We start from the raw sequence: 25,997 nt of genomic DNA on the forward strand, positions 1-25,997 counted from the left end.
ATGGGAATCCTGAATGTAAACACCGCCTAGCGCCAAGTCATAAGCCGCGGCGCTTATTGATGGCAAGCAAAACAAAAAAGGCGGCACAGTGATTAACGCTGTGCCGCCCCAGAGTGCTGATAAACCCCCTGCTTTTTTAAGGCAGGGGGTTTTCAGTTACCCAAAACACCATTTGACTCTGGTTTGTTCCTGTTTTGAATCTGGAACGTCTCGTGAATCTTGGCTGAATTTTTGAGGATTAGACTTTGTCATCAGTCTGAGGCGGCACAGTGATTAACGCTGTGCCGCCCTGTGCTTATACCGTCTGGAATGACGGGTTATTTTATCTTGATGCGATCATGGGTCATTGGGCTTAGCGGTGAATTCATGCCGATATAATCGGCAACCGCCTGTTCAAGGTTCGGACCGAAATCATAGACATCGGTGGCCTTGTCACGGAACAGGGCATATCCATCGCCGCCATTACGCATGAAGTCGTTCGATACCACGCCATAGGTTTTGCGGGCATCAATCGGCGCAAAACTGCCATTTTCATTGACCATTACGTTTGAAACGCGCGATCCGACCGGGGCATTCAGATCCAGATCAAATTTCAGGCCGGAAACCTGTGGGAACTGGCCTTTGCCCTCGGCCACCATCGACACACCATGTTCAAGCGATGCGACGACATCAGCACCCGAAAGCTTGAAGGTCGCCAAGGCATTTTGGAAGGGCAGTACCGTCAGGACTTCGCCCATGGTGACCGTACCTTCATCGATGCTGGCGCGGATGCCGCCGCCGTTCTGGATGGCGATTTGGTAGCCTTCGCCAGCTTTCCACAGCATGGCATCGGCAATAAGCGACCCCATCGAACATTCCATCGCGCGGCAGGTTTCGCGCGATCCATCGGCCGGGGCGGTAAAGCTTCCGACTTCAAGGGTGCGAACTTTGTCAACTGCACCACTGACCTTGGCGATTTTTGCCAGGACGTCTTCGGCCGGTTTGATGCTGGCATCAAGGGTGATCGGTTCCCCCGACCATGCCTTCGCGACACCATCATCGTCAAAGGTGACTTCTAGCGCGCCGAGATAGCGGCTATAGGCATAGGCCTGAACCACCAGAACCGGTTTGCCATCCGGGGCGGTTTCGACCACTGGATAGGGATAGTTGGCTTTTTCATTGGTGTTGGAAAACAGCTGATTGTCATGGCCGCCAACGATGACGTCGATGCCGGAAACGGTTTTGGCCAGTTCAAAATCTTTGTATGACCCGGAATGGCTCATGACGATGATCTTGTTGATGCCTTTAAGACGTAAGCGCGCCACCGAATAGCGCAGCGCCATTTCGGAATCCGTGACCGCAACATGATCGCCCGGGCTTGAAATGTCGGGGGTTTCTTCGGTGGTGATGCCGATCAGACCGATTTTTTCGCCGCCGACTTCAATGATGCTGTCGGGTTTGATGAAACCTTCAAGACCCGACCCGCCAAGCGGTTTGACATTGGCCGACAGGACCGGAATTTTGCTGGCCTTGATAAAGGCGGCAAGGACTTCGGGGCCATCATCAAATTCATGGTTCCCGATGGTCATGGCGTCATAACCGGCCATTGCCATCAGTTCGGCGGTCAGTTCGCCCTTGTAGGTCGAATAATAAAGCGACCCCTGAAACTGATCGCCGCCATCAAGAACCAAAACATTGCCGCCCATGGCGCGATTGTCGCGAATGGCGGTTGCCAGGCGGGCATAGCCGCCAAAACATTTGCCTGCGGCATCGTCTTCGGGCTCACAGGTATTGTTGTATTTGGTAACCGATTCGACGCGGTCGTGAACGTCATTGGTATGCAGGATGCGCAGATCATAATCCGCAAGTGCCGAACCGGCACTAAATGTCAGCATGGTACAGGCCGAAAGCAGCCCGGCAATCTTCCGTTTCATTTTGATCTCCCAAAAAGGTCACATCGTCGGGGTCCCACGACCCGGCGTGGCACGAAAAGTCAAATGCCTGAACACCTGTGATCCTAACATCAAAATTCTGATCGGGGTACGCCGTGTTGATGACCGGTGGGTTAAATTATCGCGACGCTGTGCGCCGGATTTAAAAGCCGGAATGCGGGGCAATGCAGAATCGGAATCCACAGGTTTTCGGCGGGCATTGGCGCGATTACAGAAAATACGTGAACCGGAAACATGAATTTCTTTTGGAAATGGTATTGGTTGATGATGAAATCCTGGCACCACCCCTGTGGCTAAAAACTAAGGGAAACCCCGCAGATAGACCCCAAATTGGCACGCCGGAGTAGAATGATTTTTGACCAAATGGACAGGATATGTGTGCGTCGCATAGGGTCTGCTATTTACAGAGCACTACATTTTGTAGTTACCATAGACATTCTGCAGCAGAGGTGCACGGATAGCGCCCCGATAGAAGGGACGACATGTGATGCTGCTGCATGGACAGTTTTTTCGATGAGGGAGTTCCGCCGGTTAAGGGCGCTGGCGGGATATAAAAGAGAATCAAGCAATAGAAGGGCATCGGAATGAAAAAGCTTCTGACCACCATGGTCGCGGCTGCTGCTTGCTATGCAGGGGTAGCTACCGCCGCCGAAATCAAGCCGGCCGTCGTTTATGACATGGGCGGGCGTTTTGACCGTTCGTTTAACCAGGGCGCATATAACGGTGCCGAGAAATACAAGGCCGACAAAGGGACCGAGTATCGCGATTTCGAAATCCAGAATGATTCGCAGCGCGAACAGGCGATGCGCAATTTTGCCCGCCGCGGCATGAGCCCGATTGTGGCGATTGGTTTCTCGCAGGCATCCGCCCTTGAAAAAGTTGCCAAGGAATTCCCGGAAACCAAGTTCACCATTATCGACATGGTTGTTGATCTGCCGAACGTTCAGTCCGTGGTCTTTAAAGAACACGAAGGATCGTTCCTGGTTGGTATTCTGGCCGCCATGGCGTCTGAAACCGGCAAGGTTGGTTTCATCGGTGGCATGGACATTCCGCTGATCCGTAAATTTGCCTGTGGTTACGTACAGGGCGTTAAATACGCCAATCCGAATGCGGAAATCTTTCAGAATATGACCGGCACCACGGGGGCGGCCTGGAACGATCCGGTAAAAGGCGGCGAACTTGCCAAATCGCAGTTCGATCGTGGTGCGGATGTTGTTTATCACGCGGCGGGCGGTACCGGCGTTGGCGTTCTTCAGGCAGCGGCTGATGCTGGCAAGTTGGGCATTGGTGTTGACTCTAACCAGAATGCCCTGCATCCGGGATCGGTTCTGACTTCGATGCTTAAACGTGTTGACGTTGCTGTCTATGAAGCATTTGAAGATGCGGCTAATGACACCTGGAAACCGGGTGTTAGTGTTCTTGGTCTGGCCGAAGGCGGTGTTGACTGGGCACGCGACGAGAACAACGACAAACTCATCACCGATGACATGAAAGCCGCTGTTGCAAAGGCAACCGAAGAAATTACTTCGGGGTCGCTTGCAGTGCATGACTATATGAGCGACAGCGCCTGCCCAATGTAAGGCAGCAAAGAAAAACCGGGGATTTGTAGTGTCGGATACGATACATCAAATGCACGGCGCCGGGGAAACCGGTGCCGTGCAACCCGCTATTGAACTGCGTGGCATAGACAAGCGGTTCGGAGCGGTACACGCCAATAAATCAATCGATCTTAGGGTTGAAAAAGGCACGATTCACGGCATCGTTGGCGAAAACGGTGCAGGGAAATCGACCTTGATGAGCATTCTGTACGGATTTTATCAGGCCGATGGCGGCACGATCCATGTTGATGGCAAACTTTGTGTCATCAAGGGATCGGAAGATGCCATTGCCCTTGGAATTGGCATGGTGCATCAGCACTTTATGCTGGTTGAAACCTTTACGGTTCTTGAAAACGTCATTCTTGGTGTCGAAGGCGGGGCTGTGCTTCGCGCCGGTGTCGACCGTGCGCGTGAGGAGCTTAAACGTTTGGAGCGCGAATACGCGCTTGACGTTAATCCCGATGCCATTGTCGGCGAATTGTCGGTTGGCGCACAGCAGCGCGTTGAAATTTTAAAGGCGCTTTATCGCGGTGCTGAAATCCTGATCCTGGATGAACCGACCGGGGTTTTAACCCCGCAGGAGGCGGACCATTTGTTCCGTATTCTTGAAACCCTGAAAGAACAGGGCAAGACGGTCGTCCTTATCACCCATAAATTGCGTGAAATCATGGCCGCCACCGATAATGTTTCGGTGATGCGCCAAGGCGAAATGGTCGCGCATCGCAAGACGGCCGAAACCAGCCCCGAAGAAATTTCCGAATTGATGGTGGGCCGCAAGGTTTTGCTGCATATCGAAAAGGGCGAAGCCGCCCCGGCGGCAATTGTTCTTGAGGTCGATAATCTGTGCGTTGATACCCTACAGGGCGTGCGCAAGGTCAAAAATGCGAGCTTTACCGTCCGTGCCGGTGAAATCGTCGGCATTGCCGGGGTTTCGGGCAATGGTCAAAGCGAACTTTTGGAAGCCTTGGGCGGCATTCGTCCGGTGACCGAAGGACAGGTTTTGTTTAATGGTCAGGACGTCACACCGGGGCATGGTGTTGATGCGGCCGAATTGCGTCATCGTGGTGTCGCGCATGTGCCAGAAGATCGCCATCGCATGGCAATGGTCACGGGGTTTTCTGCCAAGGAAGCCGCGATCCTTGGTTATGAGGATGACCCCGCCTATCAGAAGGGGATTTTCCTGAACTGGCATGCGATTGCGGATGCGACCGAACATATGATGTCGGAATTTGATGTGCGACCGAATGATCCAAACCTTAAGGCGGCCAATTTTTCGGGTGGGAACCAGCAAAAACTGGTTCTGGCGCGTGAAATGATGCGCGACCCGGAATTGCTTTTGGTTGGTCAGCCGACCCGTGGTGTCGATATCGGTGCCATCGAATTCATTCACAAACGTATTGTTGCCATGCGCGATGCGGGCAAGGCTGTCTTGCTGGTATCCGTGGAACTGGACGAAATCATGTCTCTTGCCGACCGCATACTGGTGATGTGTAACGGATCCATCATCGGTGAAGTTGCCGCTGCGGATGCAAATGAACGGGTTCTGGGGCTGATGATGGCCGGGGTTGCCCCCAATGAAGCCAAATCAGCGGAGGGCCATCACGTATGAACGATACCGTTCAACTGCCCCGCTGGATTGATGTCGGTGTGTTGCCGGTTATTAATCTGTTGCTGGCGCTGGCCGTGTCGGGACTTGTCGTTCTGGCGATTGGGGAAAGCCCAAGTGAAGTGGTCGAAATCCTGCTTTATGGCGCATTTGGTTATGAAGAGGCGTGGGGCTATACGCTTTATTACACCACGAACTTTATCTTTACCGGGCTGGCCTTTGCCGTCGCATTCCATTGCGGATTGTTCAATATCGGTGCCGAGGGGCAGGCCTATGTCGGTGGCCTTGGCGTTATTTTGGCGGCCCTTTACCTTGATTTCCTGCCCTTCCCGATCATGATGATTGTTGCCATTTTGGCCGCAACCGCGTTCGGGGCGGCTTGGGCCTATATCCCGGCTTATTTGCAGGCCCGTCGTGGATCGCATGTTGTGATTACGACGATCATGTTCAATTTCATTGCGTCGTCGTTGATGGTTTATCTGCTGGTCAATGTTTTGCGCCCGCAAGGGTCAATGAACCCGGAAAGCAAACAGATTGCCGAACATCTGCGATTGCCGTTTATCCATGATATGGCGGCAAGCCTTGGCATTGAAATTGCCAGAAGTCCGCTAAATCTTTCGTTCGTTTATGCGCTGATTTGCAGTGTTCTGGTCTGGCTGTTCATTTGGCATACCCGTTGGGGATATGCGATCCGAACGGTGGGGGCGAATGCGGTTGCCGCGACCTATGCCGGGATAGAACCGGGGCGTTACATCATCATGGCGATGATGATTTCCGGGGCGCTGTCGTCGTTCATGGCCTTGAATGAGGTCATGGGGGTTCAGCACCGTCTGTTGATTGATTTCACGGCCGGGTATGGCTTTGTCGGGATTGCAGTGGCGCTTATGGGGCGCAACCATCCGTTTGGCATCTTTTTGTCGGCGTTGCTGTTTGGCATGCTGTATCAGGGCGGTGCGGAGCTTAGCTTTGAAATTCCGACGATTTCCAATGACATGGTTGTGGTCATTCAGGGGCTTGTGATCCTGTTTACCGGTGCGATGGAACATATGTTCCGCCCGCGTGTGACCAAGATTTATATGGCGTGGCATTTGCGCCGTCATGGGCAGGAGGCAGCATAATGGATAATTTCGAACTGGTTATCCTGCTGCTGGATGCGACGCTTCGTACATCGACCCCGCTGATTTTGGCAGCCTTGGCCGGGATGTTTTCCGAACGGTCGGGCACGATCAATCTGGCGCTTGAAGGCATGATGCTGGGCGGGGCGTTTTCGGCGGCAACTGTGGCGTATTATGCCGGTAATCCGTGGATTGGATTGCTGGCCGCGATTGCGACCACGGTTAGCCTGTCATTGTTGCATGGTTTTGCCTGCATTACCCATAAGGGCAATCAGGTGGTATCGGGCATGGCGATCAATATCCTGATGTCGGGCCTGACAGCCCTTGTCGGGATTGCGTTGTTTGCACAAGGCGGGAAAACGCCGTCGCTTGATCATGGATCACGGTTCCAGCCGATCACGCTTCCGGGGGCGGATGCGGTTGCCGATGTGCCGATCCTGGGATCGCTGTATTCCGAGTTGCTAAGCGGGCATAATATTCTTGTTTATATCGCGTTCCTTGCGGTTCCAGCCGCGTGGTGGGTGATGTATCGCACGCGGTTTGGCCTGCGTTTGCGGGCTGTTGGTGAAAACCCGGGGGCGGTTGATACCGCAGGCATCGGCGTTATTGCCATGCGCTATCGCGCGGTGATGTGTAGTGGTGTGCTGGTTGGTATGTCAGGTGCGTATCTTTCGACGGCACAGGGCGCATCGTTTTTGCAGGATATGACGGCGGGCAAGGGGTATATCGCGTTGGCCGCGATGGTGTTTGGCAAATGGCGCCCGTTCCCGGCATTGTTTGCGTGCCTGTTGTTTGGCTTCCTTGATGCTGCCGCCACCCGTATGCAGGGCGTTGTTTTGCCCGGTATCGGCGAGGTGCCGGTGCAATTGGTACAGGCATTGCCCTATGTGCTGACAGTCATCTTGCTGGCCGGGTTTATTGGTCGGGCCATTCCGCCAAAATCGCTGGGCCGTCCTTATGTAAAGGAACGCTGATCCCGATTTGATCAGCGATTTTTCAGGATTTTGGGCCATGTCGATGCGCGGCTGATACGCATTTGACGATTTTCACATGGACCTGATCATGCCTGTGATGGCGGGAGGCGCGGATGGTGCGCGTACCGAAATTGTCATTGGCAAGATCACGGTCGATCACGACATATAGAATGAACCTGCCGCCAATATTGGCAGGCCAGACAGGAAAAAACACATGACATCGCAAACGGCATCCCAGGCACCGCGCGATTTAATTGATGCAGCACTTGCTGCGCGTGACAAGGCCTATGCGCCTTATTCGAAATTCCATGTCGGTGCCGCACTTCGGACCGAAAACGGCCAGATCATTGCCGGTTGCAATGTCGAAAATGCCGCCTATCCGGAAGGTGTCTGTGCCGAAGCCGGGGCGATTTCGGCCATGGTACTTTCGGGTGAAACCAGATTTGATGAAATCGTTGTCGTTGGCCTTGGCGATGTTGCCTGCACGCCGTGCGGTGGGTGCCGTCAGAAAATCCGCGAATTTACCGAATCGGATGCAACGATTTATATTATCAATGACGCGGGTAAAACGCTTTTGACCCTGTCACGCGAAGAACTTATTCCCCATTCCTTTGGACCGGAGAATTTGAAATGAGCAATGTCAAAGCAGCCCTTGATATTATTGCCGCCAAGGCGCCTGGTTTTAAAGCCGAGGTCGCATTGGTTTTGGGCAGTGGTCTGGGCGGTGTTGTTGATGCCGTCAGCGATGCGATCAAAATCACCTATACCGATTTGCCGGGGTTTCCGAAACCAACCGTGGCGGGCCATGGCGGGCAACTGGTGCTGGGCCGGATTGGTAGTGTTTCGGTCGCCGTTATGCAGGGCCGGGCGCATTATTACGAGCATGGCCGTTCCGATCTGATGAACGAGCCACTTGAAACCCTGCGTGAACTGGGGGCGGATCGTTTGATCCTGACCAATGCAGCAGGGTCGCTTGTGCCAGAGGCGACACCGGGTAATTTGATGCTGATTATCGATCATATCAGCCTGTTCGGGCCAAATCCGTTGATCGGTTATCAGGGGGATGACCGCTTTGTTGGCATGGATATCCCCTATGATCCGGCAATTGGATCGGGCTTGAAAAATACCGCCGCCGAATTGGGGATTGCGCTGTTTGAGGGAACTTATTGCTGGTGCACCGGGCCAAGCTTTGAAACCCCGGCGGAAATTCGCGCCCTTAAGGTTCTGGGGGCGGATGCGGTTGGCATGTCGACTGTGCCGGAAAATATTCTGGCGCGGCGTCTGGGATTTCGGGTTGCTGCGATATCAAACATTACCAATCTGGCAGCCGGGATGAGTTCGACCCCGCTTAGCCACGAACAGACACTTGAAATGGCGCAAGAAGGATCGGCAAATCTGATCAAGATCTTGCTGCGTTATTTTTCAAGCGACGCGTAAAGCCTGACTGACCGGATTAGAAAACCAATTTAATGATAAGCGTGCAGGAGACAGCAGATGCTGCCGCAGGAAATTATTCGCCGTAAACGTGAAGGCGACGTTCTGAGTGATGCCGAGATTGCCTTTTTCGTCAAAGGCATTGCCGATGAAAGCATAACCGAGGGGCAGGTTGCGGCCTTTGCCATGTCGGTATTCTTTAACGGCATGACCATGGATGAACGGGCGGCATTGACGCGCAATATGCGTGATTCTGGCACTGTTCTGGATTGGAAGGCACTTGGTCTTGACGGGCCGGTGGTCGACAAGCATTCGACCGGTGGGGTTGGGGATAAGGTCAGTTTGATGCTGGGCCCGATTGTGGGCGCCTGCGGGGCGTTCGTGCCGATGATTTCGGGGCGTGGCCTTGGCCATACGGGCGGGACGCTGGATAAATTTGATTCGATCCCCGGATATCGTACCGCGCCGACATTGGAAGAATTTGCCAAGGTCACCCGTGAAGTTGGTTGCGCGATTATTGGCCAAACGGCCGATCTGGCCCCGGCGGACAAGCGGTTTTATGGTATTCGCGATGTCACCGCGACGGTTGAAAGCATTCCGTTGATCACCGCATCGATCCTGTCGAAAAAACTGGCCGCGGGGCTTGATGCATTGGTGATGGATGTCAAATTCGGGTCGGGTGCATTCATGAATGAATATGACCGTGCGCGTGAATTAGCCGAAAGCATCACCGAGGTCGCAACCCGAAACGGGGTGCCAACCACAGCCCTTTTGACCGATATGGAACAGGTTTTGGGTGATACGGTTGGCAACGCACTTGAAATGCATGAAGCGGTTGATTTTCTGACCGGCAAACATCAGGAACAGCGCGTCTATGACGTGACGATGGCATTGGCCGCAGAAATGCTTTCATTGACCGGTGTGGCGGGCGATGTTGCCGAAGGCCTGAGAATGGCAAGTGATGCCCTGACATCAGGCAAGGCCGCCGAGGTGTTTGGCAAGATGGTATCCGCCCTTGGCGGTCCGACTGATTTTATAGAAAACACCGCCAAGCATCTTGAAGTCGCACCGATGATCAAACCGATTACTTCGGTCAAGACGGGTCGGGTTGTTTCGATGGATGCCCGCAAGGTTGGTTTGGCCCTTGTCGCCCTTAAAGGTGGGCGGACGCGCGCCGATCAAAAAATCGACTTTGCCGTTGGCTTTAGCGATTTCATCAAGGTCGGACAGACCGTTTCAGCGGAATCACCGCTTTGCACCGCCCATATTCGCGATCAGGCCCAGCTTGACGATGTTACCGCGTTGTTGCGTGATGCAATTGTCATTGGTGATGGTGAGATCGCGGAAACCGGTTCGGCGGCAGCGGTGCGTGAACGGGTTGTTGCCGGTATCAAAGGGTAATCAGGGATTTGGAATAATGACGAAAAAGCCGGGCAGGGTGACTGCCCGGCTTTTTCGTTTGTATGTCGATAATTTAGGCCCAAATCCTAGCCGCGTGCGGCGGCAGTAATCATGGCAGCGGCCTTTTCCGCAATCATGATGGTTGGGGAATTGGTGTTGCCTGATGTAATCGTCGGCATGATCGATGCATCGACAATGCGAAGGCCATCAAGCCCGCGAAAACGCAATTGCGGGTCGACAACCGATGCTGGATCCGATCCCATGCGGCATGTGCCGACAGGGTGAAAGATCGTGGTGCCGATGTCGCCTGCGGCACGGACCAGATCGTCTTCGCTCTCATAAGATGGGCCGGGTTTGAATTCGGTCGGCTGATAGGGAGCAAGGGCGGGTTGACCCGCAATCATACGGGTTTGGCGGATAGAATCTGCGGCGACTTTTTTGTCGGCATCGGCACTTAGGTAATTTGGGGCAATCGCCGGTTGGTCGTGGAAATCGGCAGATTTCAAATGGATGCTGCCCCGGCTTTGCGGGCGCAGGTTACAGACACTTGCGGTAAAGGCCGGGAAGGGATGCACCGGATCGCCGAATTTTTCCAGCGACAGGGGCTGAACATGATATTGCAGGTTCGGCGTTTCATATGACGCATCGGATTTGGTGAAAATGCCGAGCTGGCTGGGGGCCATCGACATCGGGCCAGACTGATTGAACAGATATTCCAAGGCGATCCCGGCCTTGCCCAACAGACTGGTGGCTTTTTCGTTCAAGGTCCGAATGCCGGTAACCTTGAATGCGCAGCGCAGTTGAAGGTGATCTTGCAAGTTTTCACCGACCTGCGGGCTTTCATGGGTAACGTCAATACCGTGTTTTTGCAGGATGTCACCGCGACCAATCCCCGATAGTTCAAGGATATGCGGTGATCCGACCGATCCGGCAGAAAGGATGACTTCGCGATTGGCGTGGATGGTTTCGGTTTGGCCATCGCGATCATATTCGACGCCAGTAACACGACCATTTTCAATGATCAGGCGGCGAACCTGTGCATGGGTGCGCAGTTCAAGGTTCTTGCGTGACAAGGCCGGTTTCAAAAATGCCTTTGACGTGTTCCAGCGAATGCCGCGCTTCTGGTTAACCGCGAAATAGCTTGATCCTTCGTTATTGCCGCGATTGAAATCGGCAATCTTGGGAATGCCGGCCTGTTCGGCGGCATCCTGAAAGGCGTCAAGGATTTCCCAGCGGATGCGTGCCTGTTCAACCCGCCATTCACCGCCCGATCCATGCAAATCATCCGCGCCCTGATAATAATCTTCGGATTTTTTGAAATGCGGCAGAACATCATCCCAGCCCCAGCCATCACACCCCGATTGGCGCCATTGATCATAATCATTGGCCTGACCGCGCATATAGATCATGCCGTTAATCGATGAACATCCGCCCAGAACCTTGCCGCGTGGATAGCCAAGCGAGCGACCGTTTAACCCGGCTTCGTTTTCGGTCTTGAAGCACCAATCGACATTCGGATTGCCAATGCAATACAGATAGCCAACCGGAATATGGATCCATGGGTTGGTATCCTTGCCGCCTGCTTCAAGCAGCAGGACATTGGCGTCATCCATTTCCGACAAGCGGTTGGCAAGGGTGCATCCGGCCGATCCGGCACCGACGATGATATAGTCGAATTGTTGGCTCGTCATTCTGCTCCCCTAGTTTTTGGACCGAAAGCCCAGCTTGGCAGCAAGGCGTGATGCGTTGAATTCCCCGACTATTCCTCGGCGGAACAACAATACGCATATAATGAAAATAATCCCGGTAATGACTGTGACGGGGAAGCCGGTTGTTGAAAGGTAGTTCTGTAAGGTGACGATAAAAGTTGCCCCTAAGATCGGGCCAAATATGGTTCCGATCCCACCCAGCAAAGTCATAAGAATAACTTCGCCCGACATTTGCCATGTGACATCGGTCAGGGTTGCGAATTGGAACACCAGTGCTTTGAGACCGCCAGCCAATCCGGCGAGAGCCGCCGACATGACAAAAGCAGAAAGTTTATAAAGGCTGACGGAATAGCCCAAAGAAATTGCCCGGTTTTCATTTTCCCGAATGGACCGCAGAATCATACCAAATGGGGAATGCACAATCCGCCATACGGCAAATATTCCGACCACGAAAACCAGCAGGACAAAGAAATACATGTTCAAAGGCTGGCTTAGATCGATGAAGCCAAGCAGGTGTCCGCGTGGAACCCCCTGCAAGCCATCTTCGCCTTTGGTGAAGTTTGATTGCAGGCAGAAGAAAAAGAACATCTGCGACAAAGCCAGTGTGATCATCGCGAAATAAATGCCCTGACGCCGGATTGCAAAAAATCCGATGATCAACCCCATGAATGCGGCACCGACAACCCCCAGAAGAATACCAGCTTCGGGTGGGACCCCCCATTCCTTGACCGCATGGGCGGTGAAATAGGCTGCGCCGCCAAAAAAGGCGGCATGGCCGAAGGATAACAGTCCGGTAAAGCCTAGAAGCAGATTAAACGCGCTTGCAAACAGGGCAAAGCACAGGACTTTCATCAGGAAGACCGGATACAGAACGAAAGGCGCAATCAGTAAGCCAATCATCAAGACGGCAAGAAGGGCAAGTTGTATCCGGTTTGCCGACTGACGGCGTGTTTCAGATGATATTGTAATTTCAGTCATTTTATACATCCCGACCAAACAGACCCGCAGGCCGGACCAAAAGAACGATCGCCATAATCACAAAAATCACGATATTTGACGCTTCGGGGTAAAACACCTTGGTCAGTCCTTCGAGGATGCCGAGCATGTAGCCCGTGACAATCGCCCCCATGATTGATCCCATGCCGCCGACAACGACGATGGCAAAGACCACGATCACCAGGTTTGATCCCATCAACGGGCTGACCTGATAGATCGGTGCGGCCATAATGCCGGCCAATGCCGCCAAAGCGGTACCAAGCCCATATGTCAGGGTCAGAAGAAACGGAACATTGATCCCAAATGATTGTACCAGTGTCGGATTTTCAGTTGCGGCACGAAGATAGGCACCAAGCTTGGTCTTTTCGATCAAAAGCCATGTGCCGATACAAACGATCAGCGATGCGACAACCACCCAGCCGCGATAAATTGGCAAATACATAAAGCCAAGATTTACCCCGCCTGAAAGAATATCCGGTGTGGCGTAGGGCTGCCCGGAGGAGCCATAGACATATCGGAATCCGCCCTCTATCACCAAGGCAAGACCAAAGGTGAATAAAAGTCCGTAAAGATGATCAAGATTGTAAAGACGGCGCAAGGCAAAGCGTTCGATCACGATGCCGGTGATACCAACAATCACCGGTGCAACCAGCAATGCCAACCAGTAATTGATACCGATCCACGATAACAGCAAGAAGCCGACAAAGGCCCCCATCATGTATTGTGCGCCATGCGCGAAATTGATCACGCGAAGAAGGCCGAAAATAATCGCCAAGCCAAGGCTCAGCATGGCATAAAATGATCCATTGATCAGGCCGATCAGAAGTTGGCCAAGAAACGCCTGGATCGGAATTCCAAATATCATCATCATGGCGTCATACTCCCAGAACTTCGTGTAGCGTATCCATTCTGGCGGGCAGTTCCGCCACGTCGAAACCTTCTGTCACCACACCGTGATCCATGACATAGAATCTGTCGGAAATTTTGCTGGCAAATCGAAAGTTTTGTTCGACAAGCAGAATGGTCATGCCGCGCTGTTTCAGGGTTTGCAGTATCTCGCCGATACGTTGAACGATGACCGGAGCAAGTCCTTCGGTCGGTTCGTCGAGCAACAGCATTTTGACGCCGGTACGCAGCATGCGTGCCATGGCAAGCATTTGCTGTTCGCCGCCAGAAAGTTTTGTGCCCTGACTACTGCGCCGTTCTTTAAGGTTAGGGAAAAGTTCGTAGATTTCATCGACCGACATGCCGTTTTTTGACACAATAGGCGGCAGCATCAGGTTTTCTTCGACGCTTAGTGTCGCGAAAATCCCGCGTTCTTCGGGGACAAAACCGATCCCGGCCCGCGCGGTATGATGCAAAGGCCTGTTCATAAGGTCCTTGCCGTCAAAATCGATGGCACCGGTGCGTTTGCGCAAAATGCCCATGATAGAGCGCAAAGTGGTGGTCTTGCCCATACCGTTCCGGCCAAGGATGGTAACGGTTTCACCTTCACGAACTTCAAGGTCGACACCGTGAAGGATATGGCTTTCATCGTACCAGGCATTGAGGCCTCGCACAGAAAGAAGCGATTGTCTGTCAGTCATGATCTGTCCCCATATAGGCGACTTTGACCCGTTCATCGTTACTGACCGTGGCGTAATCGCCTTCGGCCAGGATTTCGCCACGCTGCAGAACGGTAATGTAATCGCACAGGTCGGCCACAACATTCAGATTATGTTCGACCATCAGGACCGCACGGGTTTTGGCGACTTCACGAATGAGTTCGGCGACCATACTGACGTCTTCCCCGCCCATACCTGCCATTGGTTCGTCTAACAGCAGAACTTTTGGATCAAGGGCCAGCGTGGTTGCAATTTCCAATACACGCTTGCGGCCATAGGAAAGATCGGCAGCCTGGCTGTCATATTCATTCTCAAGACCAACAGATTCCAAAAGTTCCATTGCCCGGTTATTAAGAACGTCAAGTTTGCCAAGCGGTAACCAGAACTGGATCGCCAGATTACCGGGACGTTGCAAGGCAACGCGAATATTTTCCAGAACCGTCAGATGCGGAAAAATTGCGGAAATCTGGAACGACCGCACTAATCCCATACGTGCCACACGGGCCGGGGAAGTTTTGGTAATGTCGTGGTCCAGCAGAGTGATCTTCCCGCTGGTTGGTTGTAAGAACTTCGTCAGGAGATTGAAAACAGTTGTCTTGCCTGCGCCATTCGGACCGATCAGCGCATGCACTTTAGCGTGATGAACGTCAAGATTGACGTTATTGACCGCGGTAAAACCACCAAAATCGCGACAGAGGTCACGAGCAGAAAGAACCACTCGTGCCTCGATCTCGTTTTGATGGTTACCGGGTTTTTCGTTAACTCCGGTAACCATCATATTCTTAATTCGACGCCAGAGGACAACCGCTTTTGGCCGGGTCGATGAAAGCTTTGTCGCCCGGGACGGTGTCGAGAACGTTGTAGTAATCCCAGTCACCAGCCATGTCGCCCGGCTTTTTGACTTCCATCAGATACATGTCATAGATCATGCGGCCATTCGCACCGACCTTGCCGTTTTTGGCAAAAACGTCGTTGACCGGCATTTCATGCAGTGCCTTTGCGACGGCTTCGGTTTCATCCGTTCCGGTTTTCTCTACTGCTTTAAGGTACTGCAGGACGGCGGAATAGGTGCCCGCCTGGATCATGTTGGGCATGCGGCCTGTACGGTCAAAGAAACGCTTGCCGAACTCACGGGTTTCATCGTTACGATCCCAATAGAAACCTTCGGTCAGCGACAAACCCTGAGCGGCTTCTGCGCCGAGGCCATGAACTTCAGCAAGGGTAAAGAGCAGGGCAGCAAGGCGCTGGCCACTCTGAACAATTCCAAATTCCGATGCTTGTTTAATGGCATTGGCCGTGTCAAGCCCGGCATTGGCAAGGCCAATGACTTTCGCGCCGGATGCCTGGGCCTGCAAAAGGAATGAGGAATAATCGGTTGTGGACAGCGGATGACGAACAGATCCGACCACAGAGCCGCCGTTTTCCTTGACGAAGTTACCGGTTTGTTCTTCAAGCGAATAGCCAAAGGCATAATCTGCTGTCAGGAAAAACCAGCTGTCACCACCATTGTTGACCAGTGCGCCGCCAGTACCAACTGCCAGAGCATGTGTGTCATAAGCCCAGTGGAAGCCATAGGGCGAACATTGTTCACCAGTCAAGGTGGTCGTGGCTGCACCGGTTACGATATCGATCTTTTTCTTTTCCTTGGAGATACCCTGAACGGCCAAGGCTACTGACGAAGTTGTCAGCTCCATAATCGTATCAACCTGATCCTGATCGTACCACTGACGGGCAATATTGGCTGCAATATCGGGTTTGTTCTGATGATCGGCAGTCACGACTTCGATCGGTTTATCGAGAACGGTGCCACCAAAATCCTCGACGGCCATCAGTGCCGCTTCATACGACCAGGTGCCGCCAAAATCGGCATAGACGCCGGATTGATCGTTCAGGATGCCAATTTTAACGATATCGTCGGAAACTTCGGCCTGTGCGGGCAATGCTGCCGCAGCGGCAGCCATAATCGCAATGGATGCAATTGCAATTTTCTTCATTTGGGTTCCTCCCTGGTGGAACTGTATGTTCAGATGTATCTGCTGGCACATCTGATAATGCTTCCGGTCCGTTTAACGATATGATCGGTAGCAACAGACCGGATGATTGGGGGTGCATTGACTGCACATTTTTGTTGTTTCAATCGAGATTCATATTTTTTCCGGTTAAGCCGCTGAAAATAAATATACATTATTGATATTATTTTTAATTTCAGGACTGCGACATACGCTAACATTGACCGAAATCTGGTCAAGTATATAAATTTGGACAATACTTGTACAAAAATGAACAGGAAGATGGATGCGTCGGTTTCCTTGGGATGATTTACAGTACTTTCTTGCGGTTGCCCAAGAAGGCAAGCTTTCATCGGCAGCACGACGGTTGCGAACCAGCCACGTAACGGTTGCTCGCAGGATCGAACGGCTTGAACAGGGCATTGGGGCGAAGCTTTTTCAGCGCAGCCCGAAGGGCTATACCCTGACGCCGATGGGGGAAAGGTTGATGGAGCCTGCACAAGCCATGGCTCTTGAAGCTGACAAAATGCTTGGCGTGGTCGGAGACGGTGCCTTGCCCCTAAGCGGCGTAATCCGGCTGAGTGTTCCTGAAGGCTATGGCAATTTTTTCATTGCAGAAAAGCTGCCGCATTTTGCCAGTCAGTATCCAAACCTGACCATCGAGATGATCAATATACAACAGATTGTTTCACTATCACGGCGTGAGGCTGATGTTTCAGTTTCACTCAATACGCCAAAAGCTGGTTCCTATCATTTTGAAAAGATTTCCAGTTACATTCTTTATGTTTATGCATCGCGCGATTATCTTGCGCGCAACCGGGCGATCAAACAGCGCGAGGATCTCGCAGGGCATCCCTTTATCGGTTATATCGAGGATATGATTTTCACCCCGGAATTGAACTATTTGGGCGAGATTGTTCCGGGGCTGCATCCGTCTTATCAGACGTCCAGCATTTTCGCACAACTCAAGGCGTGTCGCGCAGGGTACGGACTATGTGTGCTACCTTGTTTTATGGGGGCCATGTATGATGATCTGGTCGCTGTTCTGCCCAAGACGGTACCGATACATCGTGATTATTGGCTTGTCTGTCACAATGACATGATAGACGCCACACGCATTCGGCCTCTGGTTGACTTCATTCGCCATGAAACCAGTGAAGCCAGAGAATGGTTTAACAGCTTTCCCGAACAGTCCGTTTGATTGTTACGTGATGCGCAAAACGGTTGGGTGACATTCATTATCCGACAGGAAACTTGCCCCGCGGATAATCATCGCCGGAGTAATTACAGAAAAATCAATTTGTTGCGATGATTTCCCGTTGTCGTAATTTAAGGAAACAGTGCAGAGAATCTGCTGAAATTTCAAATCTTCGGGACCTCCAAAATGATCCGATTTCCCTTAATTGACCGGTTGCAGATTTCATCGACCGGGGCCAATCCTGCATCGCCACGACGGCCCGGCGCCTTGCGCCGTCAGATCGGGCTTTGGGGTGGTGTTCTGGTGTTTGTGGCGATGATGGTGATGACGCCGCCATCGGGCATGGGGATGGTCGCCTGGCATGCAGCGGCACTTGCCGCCCTGATGGCGGTTTGGTGGTTGTCAGAAGCAATTCCGATTGCGGCAACCGCGTTGGTGCCGGTTGCCTTGGCGCCGATGCTGGGGCTGGCCCCGGTCGGGCAGGTGACGCAGCATTATGCCAATCCGTTGTTGTTCATGTTTTTGGGCGGGTTCGTTATTGCGATTGCGATGGAGCGGTGGAATTTGCACCGGCGGATCGCGCTTTTGATTTTAAAGCGCGTCGGGTTTTGCCCGCGCGCATTGGTCGGCGGCTTTATTGCCGCGACGGCATTTTTATCAATGTGGGTCAGCAATACCGCAACCGCGACCATGATGTTGCCGATTGCGCTTTCGATTATCAATCTGCTTAAAGATCAGCAAGCAAAGGCACCGGATGTGACGGGCGTTGTCGCAGAGCCGGGGGAAGCAAAAGATGCTGTAAAGGCCGGTGACCCGGATATAGAACAGCTTGACCCGTCGACGCGCAATTTCGCGATGGCATTACTTTTTGGTATTGCATTCGGGGCAAGTATTGGCGGGATTGGAACCTTGATCGGGACGCCGCCAAATGCCCTTTTGGCGGGGTACCTTGCCAGCAATTTCGATATTGCGATTGGGTTCGGGCAATGGATGGTGCTGGGTGTTCCATTTGCTGCCGTGCTTTTGGTGCTGTGCTGGGTGGTGTTGACCCGGTTTGTCTATCCGCAGGCAGATGACCTTCCGGCGGCGGCATGTGCCGCACTGGAACGCGATATTGCCACGCTGGGGCCAATGTCGCGCGGCGAGAAGTCCGTTGCCATAGTTTTCGTTGCAACGGCCTCACTGTGGCTTTTACGGCCTTTGATCGAGGTTGCTTTGCCAGCACTCCCGATCAGCGATGCGTCGATTGCGATGCTGGCGGCGATTGTGCTGTTTGCCCTGCCGGTGAATGCGCGTGAAAATGTTCATGTGCTGGACTGGAAGGCGACCTTGCGATTGCCATGGGGGGTATTGCTTTTGGTCGGGGGCGGTCTTGCCCTTGGTGCGATGATCAATGACAGCGGATTGGCGGTATGGGTTGCCGGGAATGCCGGTGCGTTGCCGGATTTGCCGGTGTTCGTTCAAATTACGTTGATTGCGGCGATGGTGATCCTGATCAGTCACCTGACATCAAATACGGCAACCGCGGCGACGTTCTTGCCGCTGGTGGCGACCTATGCCCTTGGCGAGGGGATAGACCCGCTATTGCTTGCCGTGCCCGTCGCGCTTGCCGCAAGTTGTGCGTTTATGTTGCCCGTGGCGACACCGCCAAATGCAATTGTCTTTGCCAGTGGGTATTTGACAGTTGGCGATATGGTGCGGGCTGGTGCGGTTGTGAACCTGATCGGGCTAGTGCTTTTGGTGCTGTTTTCCATTCTGCTGGTGCCGATCCTGTTTGGGTAATTGTACTTTCGTGTGTCTGTTTGTGCACAGGGCTTGCATTGCCGTTGATTAGAAAGCATTTTGACCAGTAACGAAAATTAACAATCAAAGACGAAAATTCAGGGCGGAAGGAAATAGAATGGGAAAGCTTGATCGGCGCCGTCGCGAGATATTGGAACTGGTGGCGACAAACAGCTTCATGACCATTGATACATTGGCCGATCATTTTGACGTGACGCCCCAAACCATTCGCCGCGATATCAATGAAATGGCCGAAGAAGGGCTTATTGCGCGCTATCATGGCGGGGCTGCCAGCCTTTCGACCACGGAAAACACCGCCTATACTGATCGGCAGGTTTTAAACCTTGGCAGCAAGCGCGAAATTGCAAAGCTTGTGGCGCAGCACATTCCCGAAGGGGCATCAATATTCATCAATATCGGCACAACAAATGAAGAAGTGGCGCGTGCGTTATCGTCGCATAAAAGCCTGAAAATTATCACCAATAACCTGCATGTCGCGCAGATTTGTGCCGCCAATCCGGGGTTTGAAGTGATTATTGCCGGGGGTGTTGTCCGCCAGCGTGATTTTGGCGTGATCGGTGAAGCGACGATTGATTTTATCAACCAGTTCAAAGTTGATTATGCGATTGTCGGGATTTCCGGCGTTGATGAAGATGGCAGCCTGATGGATTTCGATTATCGCGAAGTTCGGGTGGCGCGCGCAATCATTTCCAATGCGCGCCAGACCTTTTTGTGCACCGATGCATCGAAATTCGGGCGCCGTGCCATGGTGCGGCTTGGCCATTTATCGGAAATCGACGCGCTGTTTACCGACCGTCATCCCGGCCCTGTTTGGGGCGATGTGATCCGCGAAGCCGATCTTTCAGTCTATACCGTAAACTGAACATTGAAAATCGGGATCAGGCGACTATTTGATCGCCGCGTTTTCCCATGCGCATGCTGATCGGGCCTTGCGCCGAACCGTTTAGCATCTGGGTCAGATGTTCGTTATGGGCGTTGTCTATATCGCTGGTGGGTCCGGCCCAATAGATTTTTCCGGCATACATCATCACCAGATTGGCATATCGCGTACGGGCGATATGCATGTCATTGGTGATGGTGATCACCGTGGTCCCGCGCTGGGTTGCGATTTTGCTGATCATGATTTCGATATGGTTCGACAGAACCGGGTCAAGGCCCGCCGTCGGGTTATCCAGCAACAGAATTTCCGGGTCGGTCGAAATGGCGCGTGCAATACCGACACGTTTTTGCATGCCGCCCGAAAGGTCGCTTGGCGTTAAAAACGCGCTGTCTTCGGACAGGCCAACATGCCCCAGAAGGTCAATGGCGTGCTCTTTGGCGGCCTTGCGGGTTAAGGTGCCGCGTTCGATTTGGCGAAAACAGATATTTTCCCAAACCTTCATGCTGTCAAACAGGGCGTTTTGCTGAAACAGCATGCCGATCCGTTCTGCCCAGTCGAAGCGGGCCGGGGCGTTGGTTTGGCTGACATCGTCACCACCCAGAATGATCTTGCCGCCATCGGCGCCGTAAAGACCGGCCAGACATTTTAACAATACACTTTTGCCCGCCGCCGACGGACCGATAATCGCCATGGTTTCACCCTTGTCCAATGTCAGGCTGACATTGTCGAGCGCAGTATTGGTCCCGAATTTTTTGGTCAGGGACTGAACGGTAATGAAACCGGATGTCGCGATGTTTCGATCATTTGGTGATGTCGCGGACGGCGTGGTCATAAGTCGGGATATCCATTGCTGTTTCCCGCCGATATTCGGCATTTGACGCGCGCGGGGCAAGTCTGAAATTTGCAAAAAAGAAAACGGCCCCGTTTCCAGGGCCGTTTTCGTCACGCAATTTGCGGAAATCCGCAAGACGTTATGATCAATGCGACAGAATCTGGCTGAGGAACAGCTTGGTGCGGTCGCTTTTGGGATTGTCAAAGAATTCGTGTGGTCCGGCCATTTCGACGATTTCACCGGCATCCATAAAGACAACCCGATCAGCGACCTCTTTGGCGAAGCCCATTTCGTGGGTCACGCACAACATGGTCATGCCTTCCTTGGCCAGTTCAACCATCACGTCGAGAACTTCCTTGACCATTTCCGGGTCAAGGGCCGAGGTCGGTTCATCGAACAACATGATTTTCGGTTGCATGCACAGCGAACGGGCAATCGCCACACGCTGTTGCTGGCCGCCGGAAAGTTGGCCCGGGAATTTATGGGCCTGTTCGGCAATCCGCACACGTTCAAGGTAATGCATCCCGAGTTCGGTGGCTTCTTTCTTGGGCATCTTGCGAACCCAGATCGGCGCCAGCGTCAGGTTTTCCAACACCGTCATATGCGGGAAAAGGTTGAAGTGCTGGAACACCATGCAAACTTCGCGGCGTACGGCTTCGATGTTTTTGACATCATCGCCCAGGAGAATGCCGTCAACGGTGATTTCACCGCTTTGGTATGTTTCAAGACGGTTGAGTGTGCGGATCAGGGTTGATTTACCCGAACCGGACGGACCGCAGATCACAATACGCTCGCCCTTGCGGACATGCAGATCAATATCCTTGAGAACATGGAAATTGCCATACCATTTGTTGGCTTTGCTGACGGTAATCACTTCCTCGTCGGACGGAGGAGGGACAACGCCATTGGTTGGTTGTGGTTGTGTAGCTGTCATTGTTTTTTCCTCTATCCTTACCGTTGCTCGCCCTTGCGGAGTTCTTTTTCAAGATAGGCCGAATATTTTGCCATCGAGAAACAGATCAGGAAGAAAATTGCCGAGGCAAAGGCATAGCCTTCGACATAGTATTTCGTCCAGGCGGGATCACTGCGAAGTGCCAGCTTTACCGTGCCAAGGAAATCGAACAGGCCAATGATGACCACGAGCGTCGTATCCTTGAGCATCGAGATGAAGCTGTTGACGGTTGGCGGAATAACCAGACGCAAGGCCTGGGGCAGGATGATCAGACGCATGGACTGCCAATAGGACAGGCCAAGGCTGTCACCGGCTTCAAACTGGCCACGTGGCACAGCTTGCAGACCGCCACGGAAGACCTCGGCAAGATAGGCTGCGGTAAACAGAATGATACCAATCTGTGCACGCAGCAATTTGTCGATGGTTACTCCGTCGGGAAGGAACAGCGGGAACATCACCGACGCCATAAACAGCACCGTAATCAGCGGTACGCCACGAATGACTTCGATATAAACCACTGACAGGGTCCGGATGGCGGGCATGTTTGACTGACGGCCAAGGGCCAGCAGCAGACCAAACGGGAAGGCAAAGATAATGCCGATTGCCGACAGGATCAGGGTCAGCGGAAGGCCACCCCAATAGCTGTTCTGAACATATGTCAGACCCAGCATGCCGCCCCACATCAGGATGGCGATGATCGGCACGCCGATCACCCACGTCGGGATGATTGCCTTGCGGAACGAGGGATATTTAACTCCGCCAAGGCTAAAGCAAATGATGCCCATCAGGACAATCATCGCCAATAGCGGACGCCATTGTTCCTCGAACGGGTAGGTCCCGAACAGGATGAGGCGCAGATTGGCGTTCACAAAGCCCCAGCATGCACCGGTAACTTCGGCACAGCCTTCGATGGTTGGGGCCAGCGTTGCATTGACAACAGCCCAATTGAACAGCGGCGGAACAAGCCAGACCAGCAGCGCAATCGCGCCAAGGGTCAAGGCAGAGTTAAGCCAACCATCAAACAGGTTGTTTTTCGACCACGTAATCGCACGGGCGGAAAAAGTACCGGTCGGGCGCGGAGGTAATTTTGCGGTTTCTACCATGTTACCTCTCCACCAATGCCATTTTCTTGTTGAACCAGTTCATAAAGAGCGAGGTCAACAAGGACAGACCAAGATAGATCGACATGAAGATCGAAATTGCCTCGATCGCCTGTCCGGTCTGATTCATGGTCGTGTTTGAAACCGACACAAGATCCGGATAGCCAACCGCAACAGCCAGCGAGCTGTTTTTGGTCAGGTTCAGATATTGGTTGGTCAGCGGCGGGATCGCGACGCGCATGGATTGCGGCAGGATCACCTTGCGAAGGGCAACAGAACGTTTGATGCCAAGGCTGTCGGCGGCTTCCCACTGGCCATTCGGCACAGCCTGAATACCGGAACGAACGACTTCGGCAACATAGGTCGAGGTATAAACCGTCAGGCCAATCAGAACCGCCATGAATTCCGGCGAAATGTTGTAACCACCACGGATATTAAAGCCTTTCAGGGCCGGAATATCCATTTCGGTCGGTGCACCACCGGCCAGATAGGCGATAAAGACCAAGCCAACGAAAATACCAATTCCAACCATCGCCATCGGGAACGGTTGACCGGTTGCATCCTGACGTTTCCGGGCCCAGCGGTTGATGAAGAAGATCGCGATAAAGGCGATGATTGCGGCAATCCCCATCAGTGTATAGGCATTGTCAGCAACCGGGACCGGTAAATATATGCCACGCGATGTCAGAAGGACGCCGGGCAGGGGTTCTATTGCATCGCGCGGATGCGGGAATGCGTTTGGAATAAGCGCATACCAGAAGAACAACTGCAACAGCACCGGGATGTTACGGAATGTTTCAACGTAAACCGTTGCCAGCTTGCGAACGATCCAGTTCGAAGACAGGCGTGCTATCCCGAAAATTGTCCCGATCAAAGTACACAAAATTATACCGAGCAGGGAAACCTTTACGGTATTTAGCAATCCAACCATAAGCGCCGAGGCATAATTGCTTTGCGCGGTGTAGTCGATCATGCTTTCGCTGATCTCGAACGATGCTTCCAGATCAAGGAAGCTGTAACCGGTTGAGATGTTTTGTCGTTCCAGGTTTTCCAGCGTATTGGAAACCAGGTACCAGCCCGCCAATATGACAAGTCCGATCGCAATTATTTGGTAAAGTATTGCGCGAACATTCTCGTCATTCAGGTAATCGACGACGGTCTTGGAACGAACACCCCCCGGGGCATTTTGAGTCTTACTCATCTGACCCTCAGGTGTAGATTGTATCCAATATGTATGGTCCTAACGAAAAGCTCCGCCCATGCGTTCAGGCAGTGGGGCGGAGCTTCGTTAGGCGTGTGCTAGCCGTTGCTAAATATTAGCGAACCGGCCAAGCATACTGCAGACCACCATTGGTCCAGAGAGCGTTCAGGCCGCGCTCTACACCGAGTTTCGCAGTAACGTTTTTCTCATAGCTTTCGCCATAGTTACCGACCTGCTTGATGATGCGGTAAGCCCATTCTTCGTCAAGACCAAGAGCTTCGCCCATGCCCGGCGATACGCCCAGCAAACGCTGGATGCCCGGGTTGGTGGTGCTCTTCATTTCGTCGACATTTGCACTGGTGACACCGAATTCTTCGGCTTCAAGCATCGCAAACAGAGCCCAGCGACCGATATCGGCCCACTGTTCGTCACCCTGGGCGACAACCGGACCAAGCGGTTCTTTGGAAATGATTTCCGGAAGAATCGCATAATCGTCAGGTTTCGGTGCCATGGTGGTACGGATCGAAGCAAGACCCGAAGCATCCGTGGTGTAAACGTCGCAACGGCCCGAGAAGAAGGCAGCGGTTGCTTCGTTGATGTTTTCGATAACGACCGGTTCGAAGCTCATGCCTTTGGCGCGGAAGTAGTCGGCCAGGTTGAGTTCGGTGGTGGTGCCCGGCTCGACGCAAACGGTTGCGCCGTCAAGTTCCGTTGCGCTGGATACGCCCAGTGCTTTCGGAATCAGGAAGCCCTGGCCATCATAGTAGTTGATACCAAGGAAAGTCAGGCCGAGCTTGACGTCGCGCGTCAGGGTCGCCGTGGTGTTACGCGAAAGAATATCGATTTCGCCAGACTGCAGCGCGGTGAAACGCTGTGCAGCAGTCAACGGGGTGTACTGAACCTTGTTGGCGTCGCCCAGAAGTGCAGCAGCAATGCCACGGCAAATGTCAACGTCGATGCCTTCCCATTTGCCTTCGGCATTGGCAGCTGAGAAGCCCGGCAGGCCAGTGTTCACGCCACACTGAACGAAACCTTTGGCCTTGATGCCGTCAAGCACAGCGCCCGCATGGGCATTGTTCGCGGCAATGGCAGCAACAGACATTGCGCCAGCGGCCAGGATCGTTTTGATTTTCATTAGATGAGCTCCCTCATTAGCAAAGCATTCTTTATGGCTTTGGTAACTTAACTTTTATGCCACCCAGAATATGCCAGAGCAGCATATCCTATCGTCTGGTTTTACCAGACCTCCAAATTAAGAAATTTTCGGTCGCTATGTGTCAAGTCTGAAAAATTTTATGCGATGGCTTGTTACCGAAATTTGACACTGTTTCCGCGCCTTAACCCTTGCCTAAATTAGGTATTTTTGCGGATAACATCGCAAATTTTAGGTAAAAACACTTGCAAATCAAATGCTTGCGATCCTGTTCGGGCGGTCAGGATCGTAGAAACTACAAATTCCAAAATTTTTTTGTTGCCAGCGGTAAAATGAGCATTTTTTGACCACAGTTATCTATTGCTCAAAAAATAAACTCTATTGCGGTGCGGAATCGACTTCGGCGTCGTTTTTGCCGTGTTGATAAACATTTACGGTTCTGGTTAACGTTTTGCATAAATGAAAACCCCGCCGATCTGATCGGCGGGGGTTGTAAAAGGC

At 52.8% G+C, this 25,997-nt stretch carries 22 protein-coding genes; 10 read left to right on the forward strand and 12 right to left on the reverse strand.

The genetic code is table 11. The features are described from left to right. Window positions 1-317: 317 nt before the first annotated feature. The gene (locus TALK_RS20875; protein WP_085621106.1) at window positions 318-1,913 is read right to left on the reverse strand and encodes a bifunctional metallophosphatase/5'-nucleotidase; all 1,596 of its coding nucleotides are present in this window, start codon (window positions 1,911-1,913) and stop codon (window positions 318-320) included. Between the two features lie 602 nt (window positions 1,914-2,515). Here TALK_RS20875 and TALK_RS20890 point away from each other — a divergent pair. The 7 genes from TALK_RS20890 (at window position 2,516) to deoA (ending at window position 10,059) form a co-directional block, all read left to right on the forward strand. Then, window positions 2,516-3,511, forward strand: a complete 996-nt coding sequence (locus tag TALK_RS20890) for a BMP family lipoprotein (RefSeq protein ID WP_007089872.1) — start codon at window positions 2,516-2,518, stop codon at window positions 3,509-3,511. Between the two features lie 49 nt (window positions 3,512-3,560). Next, window positions 3,561-5,138 carry an ABC transporter ATP-binding protein gene (locus TALK_RS20895; protein WP_085621108.1) on the forward strand — a complete coding sequence of 526 codons (1,578 nt, stop codon included), beginning with the start codon at window positions 3,561-3,563 and terminating at the stop codon, window positions 5,136-5,138. Continuing rightward, window positions 5,135-6,253: an ABC transporter permease gene (locus TALK_RS20900; RefSeq protein WP_085621109.1), complete on the forward strand. Its 1,119-nt coding sequence runs from the start codon at window positions 5,135-5,137 to the stop codon at window positions 6,251-6,253. The genes TALK_RS20895 and TALK_RS20900 overlap by 4 nt, the downstream gene beginning before the upstream one ends. Further along, a complete protein-coding gene (locus TALK_RS20905) occupies window positions 6,253-7,224 on the forward strand; it encodes an ABC transporter permease (protein WP_085621110.1) in 972 nt (323 codons plus the stop codon). Before TALK_RS20900 ends, TALK_RS20905 begins: the two co-directional genes overlap by 1 nt. Before the next feature lie 214 nt (window positions 7,225-7,438). Further along, complete coding sequence (cdd, locus tag TALK_RS20910; protein ID WP_085621111.1) at window positions 7,439-7,858, forward strand: cytidine deaminase; 420 nt, start codon at window positions 7,439-7,441, stop codon at window positions 7,856-7,858. Further along, window positions 7,855-8,661, forward strand: coding sequence for a purine-nucleoside phosphorylase (locus TALK_RS20915; RefSeq protein ID WP_085621112.1), 807 nt, complete (start codon window positions 7,855-7,857; stop codon window positions 8,659-8,661). Before cdd ends, TALK_RS20915 begins: the two co-directional genes overlap by 4 nt. A gap of 57 nt (window positions 8,662-8,718) precedes the next feature. Next, window positions 8,719-10,059 carry a thymidine phosphorylase gene (deoA, locus tag TALK_RS20920; RefSeq protein WP_085621113.1) on the forward strand — a complete coding sequence of 447 codons (1,341 nt, stop codon included), beginning with the start codon at window positions 8,719-8,721 and terminating at the stop codon, window positions 10,057-10,059. Between the two features lie 86 nt (window positions 10,060-10,145). Here deoA and TALK_RS20925 read toward each other — a convergent pair whose 3' ends face one another. From TALK_RS20925 to TALK_RS20950, 6 genes are read right to left on the reverse strand one after another with little or no spacing between them, the layout of a single operon-like run. Next, window positions 10,146-11,750 carry a GMC family oxidoreductase gene (locus tag TALK_RS20925; protein ID WP_085621114.1) on the reverse strand — a complete coding sequence of 535 codons (1,605 nt, stop codon included), beginning with the start codon at window positions 11,748-11,750 and terminating at the stop codon, window positions 10,146-10,148. Between the two features lie 9 nt (window positions 11,751-11,759). After that, window positions 11,760-12,746 carry a branched-chain amino acid ABC transporter permease gene (locus tag TALK_RS20930; RefSeq protein WP_085621115.1) on the reverse strand — a complete coding sequence of 329 codons (987 nt, stop codon included), beginning with the start codon at window positions 12,744-12,746 and terminating at the stop codon, window positions 11,760-11,762. A gap of 1 nt (window position 12,747) precedes the next feature. Continuing rightward, on the reverse strand, window positions 12,748-13,635 hold the full coding sequence (locus TALK_RS20935; RefSeq protein WP_085621116.1) for a branched-chain amino acid ABC transporter permease: 888 nt from the start codon (window positions 13,633-13,635) through the stop codon (window positions 12,748-12,750). A 4-nt stretch (window positions 13,636-13,639) separates the two neighbouring features. Next, complete coding sequence (locus TALK_RS20940; protein WP_085621117.1) at window positions 13,640-14,350, reverse strand: ABC transporter ATP-binding protein; 711 nt, start codon at window positions 14,348-14,350, stop codon at window positions 13,640-13,642. Further along, window positions 14,343-15,143 (reverse strand): ABC transporter ATP-binding protein, encoded by an 801-nt coding sequence (locus TALK_RS20945; RefSeq protein ID WP_139833899.1) that lies wholly within the window; start codon window positions 15,141-15,143, stop codon window positions 14,343-14,345. Before TALK_RS20945 ends, TALK_RS20940 begins: the two co-directional genes overlap by 8 nt. Window positions 15,144-15,150: 7 nt before the next feature. Beyond that, window positions 15,151-16,362, reverse strand: coding sequence for an ABC transporter substrate-binding protein (locus tag TALK_RS20950; RefSeq protein WP_085621119.1), 1,212 nt, complete (start codon window positions 16,360-16,362; stop codon window positions 15,151-15,153). Window positions 16,363-16,663: 301 nt separating this feature from the next. Between TALK_RS20950 and TALK_RS20955 the strand changes: the two genes are divergently transcribed. The 3 genes from TALK_RS20955 to TALK_RS20965 all read left to right on the forward strand — a co-directional run bounded on the left by TALK_RS20955 (window position 16,664) and on the right by TALK_RS20965 (window position 20,240). Beyond that, window positions 16,664-17,578, forward strand: a complete 915-nt coding sequence (locus TALK_RS20955; protein WP_085621120.1) for a LysR family transcriptional regulator — start codon at window positions 16,664-16,666, stop codon at window positions 17,576-17,578. A 183-nt stretch (window positions 17,579-17,761) separates the two neighbouring features. Then, the gene (locus TALK_RS20960; protein ID WP_085621121.1) at window positions 17,762-19,357 is read left to right on the forward strand and encodes an SLC13 family permease; all 1,596 of its coding nucleotides are present in this window, start codon (window positions 17,762-17,764) and stop codon (window positions 19,355-19,357) included. Window positions 19,358-19,475: 118 nt separating this feature from the next. Continuing rightward, entirely contained in the window at window positions 19,476-20,240 is a 765-nt protein-coding gene (locus tag TALK_RS20965) for a DeoR/GlpR family DNA-binding transcription regulator (protein WP_085621122.1), read from the forward strand. Between the two features lie 16 nt (window positions 20,241-20,256). Here the strand turns inward: TALK_RS20965 and TALK_RS20970 are convergent, their stop codons facing one another. The 5 genes from TALK_RS20970 to TALK_RS20990 all read right to left on the reverse strand — a co-directional run bounded on the left by TALK_RS20970 (window position 20,257) and on the right by TALK_RS20990 (window position 25,478). Continuing rightward, window positions 20,257-21,090 carry an ABC transporter ATP-binding protein gene (locus tag TALK_RS20970; RefSeq protein ID WP_085621127.1) on the reverse strand — a complete coding sequence of 278 codons (834 nt, stop codon included), beginning with the start codon at window positions 21,088-21,090 and terminating at the stop codon, window positions 20,257-20,259. 145 nt (window positions 21,091-21,235) lie between these two features. After that, on the reverse strand, window positions 21,236-22,024 hold the full coding sequence (locus tag TALK_RS20975) for an amino acid ABC transporter ATP-binding protein (protein WP_085621123.1): 789 nt from the start codon (window positions 22,022-22,024) through the stop codon (window positions 21,236-21,238). A gap of 17 nt (window positions 22,025-22,041) precedes the next feature. After that, on the reverse strand, window positions 22,042-23,145 hold the full coding sequence (locus tag TALK_RS20980) for an amino acid ABC transporter permease (protein WP_085621124.1): 1,104 nt from the start codon (window positions 23,143-23,145) through the stop codon (window positions 22,042-22,044). A gap of 1 nt (window position 23,146) precedes the next feature. Beyond that, window positions 23,147-24,343, reverse strand: coding sequence for an amino acid ABC transporter permease (locus TALK_RS20985; RefSeq protein ID WP_085621125.1), 1,197 nt, complete (start codon window positions 24,341-24,343; stop codon window positions 23,147-23,149). A gap of 115 nt (window positions 24,344-24,458) precedes the next feature. Continuing rightward, window positions 24,459-25,478, reverse strand: coding sequence for an amino acid ABC transporter substrate-binding protein (locus TALK_RS20990; RefSeq protein WP_085621126.1), 1,020 nt, complete (start codon window positions 25,476-25,478; stop codon window positions 24,459-24,461). Window positions 25,479-25,997: the final 519 nt, after the last annotated feature.

The sequence above is a fragment of the Thalassospira alkalitolerans genome, assembly GCF_002115745.1.
GTDB lineage: Bacteria > Pseudomonadota > Alphaproteobacteria > Rhodospirillales > Thalassospiraceae > Thalassospira > Thalassospira alkalitolerans.

What these genes read in the sequence shown, in the direction of transcription:
- TALK_RS20875 (WP_085621106.1), bottom strand. Translation starts at nt 1,913, where the DNA reads ATGAAACGGAAGATTGCCGGGCTGCTTTCGGCCTGTACCATGCTGACA.
- TALK_RS20890 (WP_007089872.1), top strand. Translation starts at nt 2,516, where the DNA reads ATGAAAAAGCTTCTGACCACCATGGTCGCGGCTGCTGCTTGCTATGCA.
- TALK_RS20895 (WP_085621108.1), top strand. Translation starts at nt 3,561, where the DNA reads ATGCACGGCGCCGGGGAAACCGGTGCCGTGCAACCCGCTATTGAACTG.
- TALK_RS20900 (WP_085621109.1), top strand. Translation starts at nt 5,135, where the DNA reads ATGAACGATACCGTTCAACTGCCCCGCTGGATTGATGTCGGTGTGTTG.
- TALK_RS20905 (WP_085621110.1), top strand. Translation starts at nt 6,253, where the DNA reads ATGGATAATTTCGAACTGGTTATCCTGCTGCTGGATGCGACGCTTCGT.
- cdd (WP_085621111.1), top strand. Translation starts at nt 7,439, where the DNA reads ATGACATCGCAAACGGCATCCCAGGCACCGCGCGATTTAATTGATGCA.
- TALK_RS20915 (WP_085621112.1), top strand. Translation starts at nt 7,855, where the DNA reads ATGAGCAATGTCAAAGCAGCCCTTGATATTATTGCCGCCAAGGCGCCT.
- deoA (WP_085621113.1), top strand. Translation starts at nt 8,719, where the DNA reads ATGCTGCCGCAGGAAATTATTCGCCGTAAACGTGAAGGCGACGTTCTG.
- TALK_RS20925 (WP_085621114.1), bottom strand. Translation starts at nt 11,750, where the DNA reads ATGACGAGCCAACAATTCGACTATATCATCGTCGGTGCCGGATCGGCC.
- TALK_RS20930 (WP_085621115.1), bottom strand. Translation starts at nt 12,746, where the DNA reads ATGACTGAAATTACAATATCATCTGAAACACGCCGTCAGTCGGCAAAC.
- TALK_RS20935 (WP_085621116.1), bottom strand. Translation starts at nt 13,635, where the DNA reads ATGATGATGATATTTGGAATTCCGATCCAGGCGTTTCTTGGCCAACTT.
- TALK_RS20940 (WP_085621117.1), bottom strand. Translation starts at nt 14,350, where the DNA reads ATGACTGACAGACAATCGCTTCTTTCTGTGCGAGGCCTCAATGCCTGG.
- TALK_RS20945 (WP_139833899.1), bottom strand. Translation starts at nt 15,143, where the DNA reads ATGGTTACCGGAGTTAACGAAAAACCCGGTAACCATCAAAACGAGATC.
- TALK_RS20950 (WP_085621119.1), bottom strand. Translation starts at nt 16,362, where the DNA reads ATGAAGAAAATTGCAATTGCATCCATTGCGATTATGGCTGCCGCTGCG.
- TALK_RS20955 (WP_085621120.1), top strand. Translation starts at nt 16,664, where the DNA reads ATGCGTCGGTTTCCTTGGGATGATTTACAGTACTTTCTTGCGGTTGCC.
- TALK_RS20960 (WP_085621121.1), top strand. Translation starts at nt 17,762, where the DNA reads ATGATCCGATTTCCCTTAATTGACCGGTTGCAGATTTCATCGACCGGG.
- TALK_RS20965 (WP_085621122.1), top strand. Translation starts at nt 19,476, where the DNA reads ATGGGAAAGCTTGATCGGCGCCGTCGCGAGATATTGGAACTGGTGGCG.
- TALK_RS20970 (WP_085621127.1), bottom strand. Translation starts at nt 21,090, where the DNA reads ATGACCACGCCGTCCGCGACATCACCAAATGATCGAAACATCGCGACA.
- TALK_RS20975 (WP_085621123.1), bottom strand. Translation starts at nt 22,024, where the DNA reads ATGACAGCTACACAACCACAACCAACCAATGGCGTTGTCCCTCCTCCG.
- TALK_RS20980 (WP_085621124.1), bottom strand. Translation starts at nt 23,145, where the DNA reads ATGGTAGAAACCGCAAAATTACCTCCGCGCCCGACCGGTACTTTTTCC.
- TALK_RS20985 (WP_085621125.1), bottom strand. Translation starts at nt 24,343, where the DNA reads ATGAGTAAGACTCAAAATGCCCCGGGGGGTGTTCGTTCCAAGACCGTC.
- TALK_RS20990 (WP_085621126.1), bottom strand. Translation starts at nt 25,478, where the DNA reads ATGAAAATCAAAACGATCCTGGCCGCTGGCGCAATGTCTGTTGCTGCC.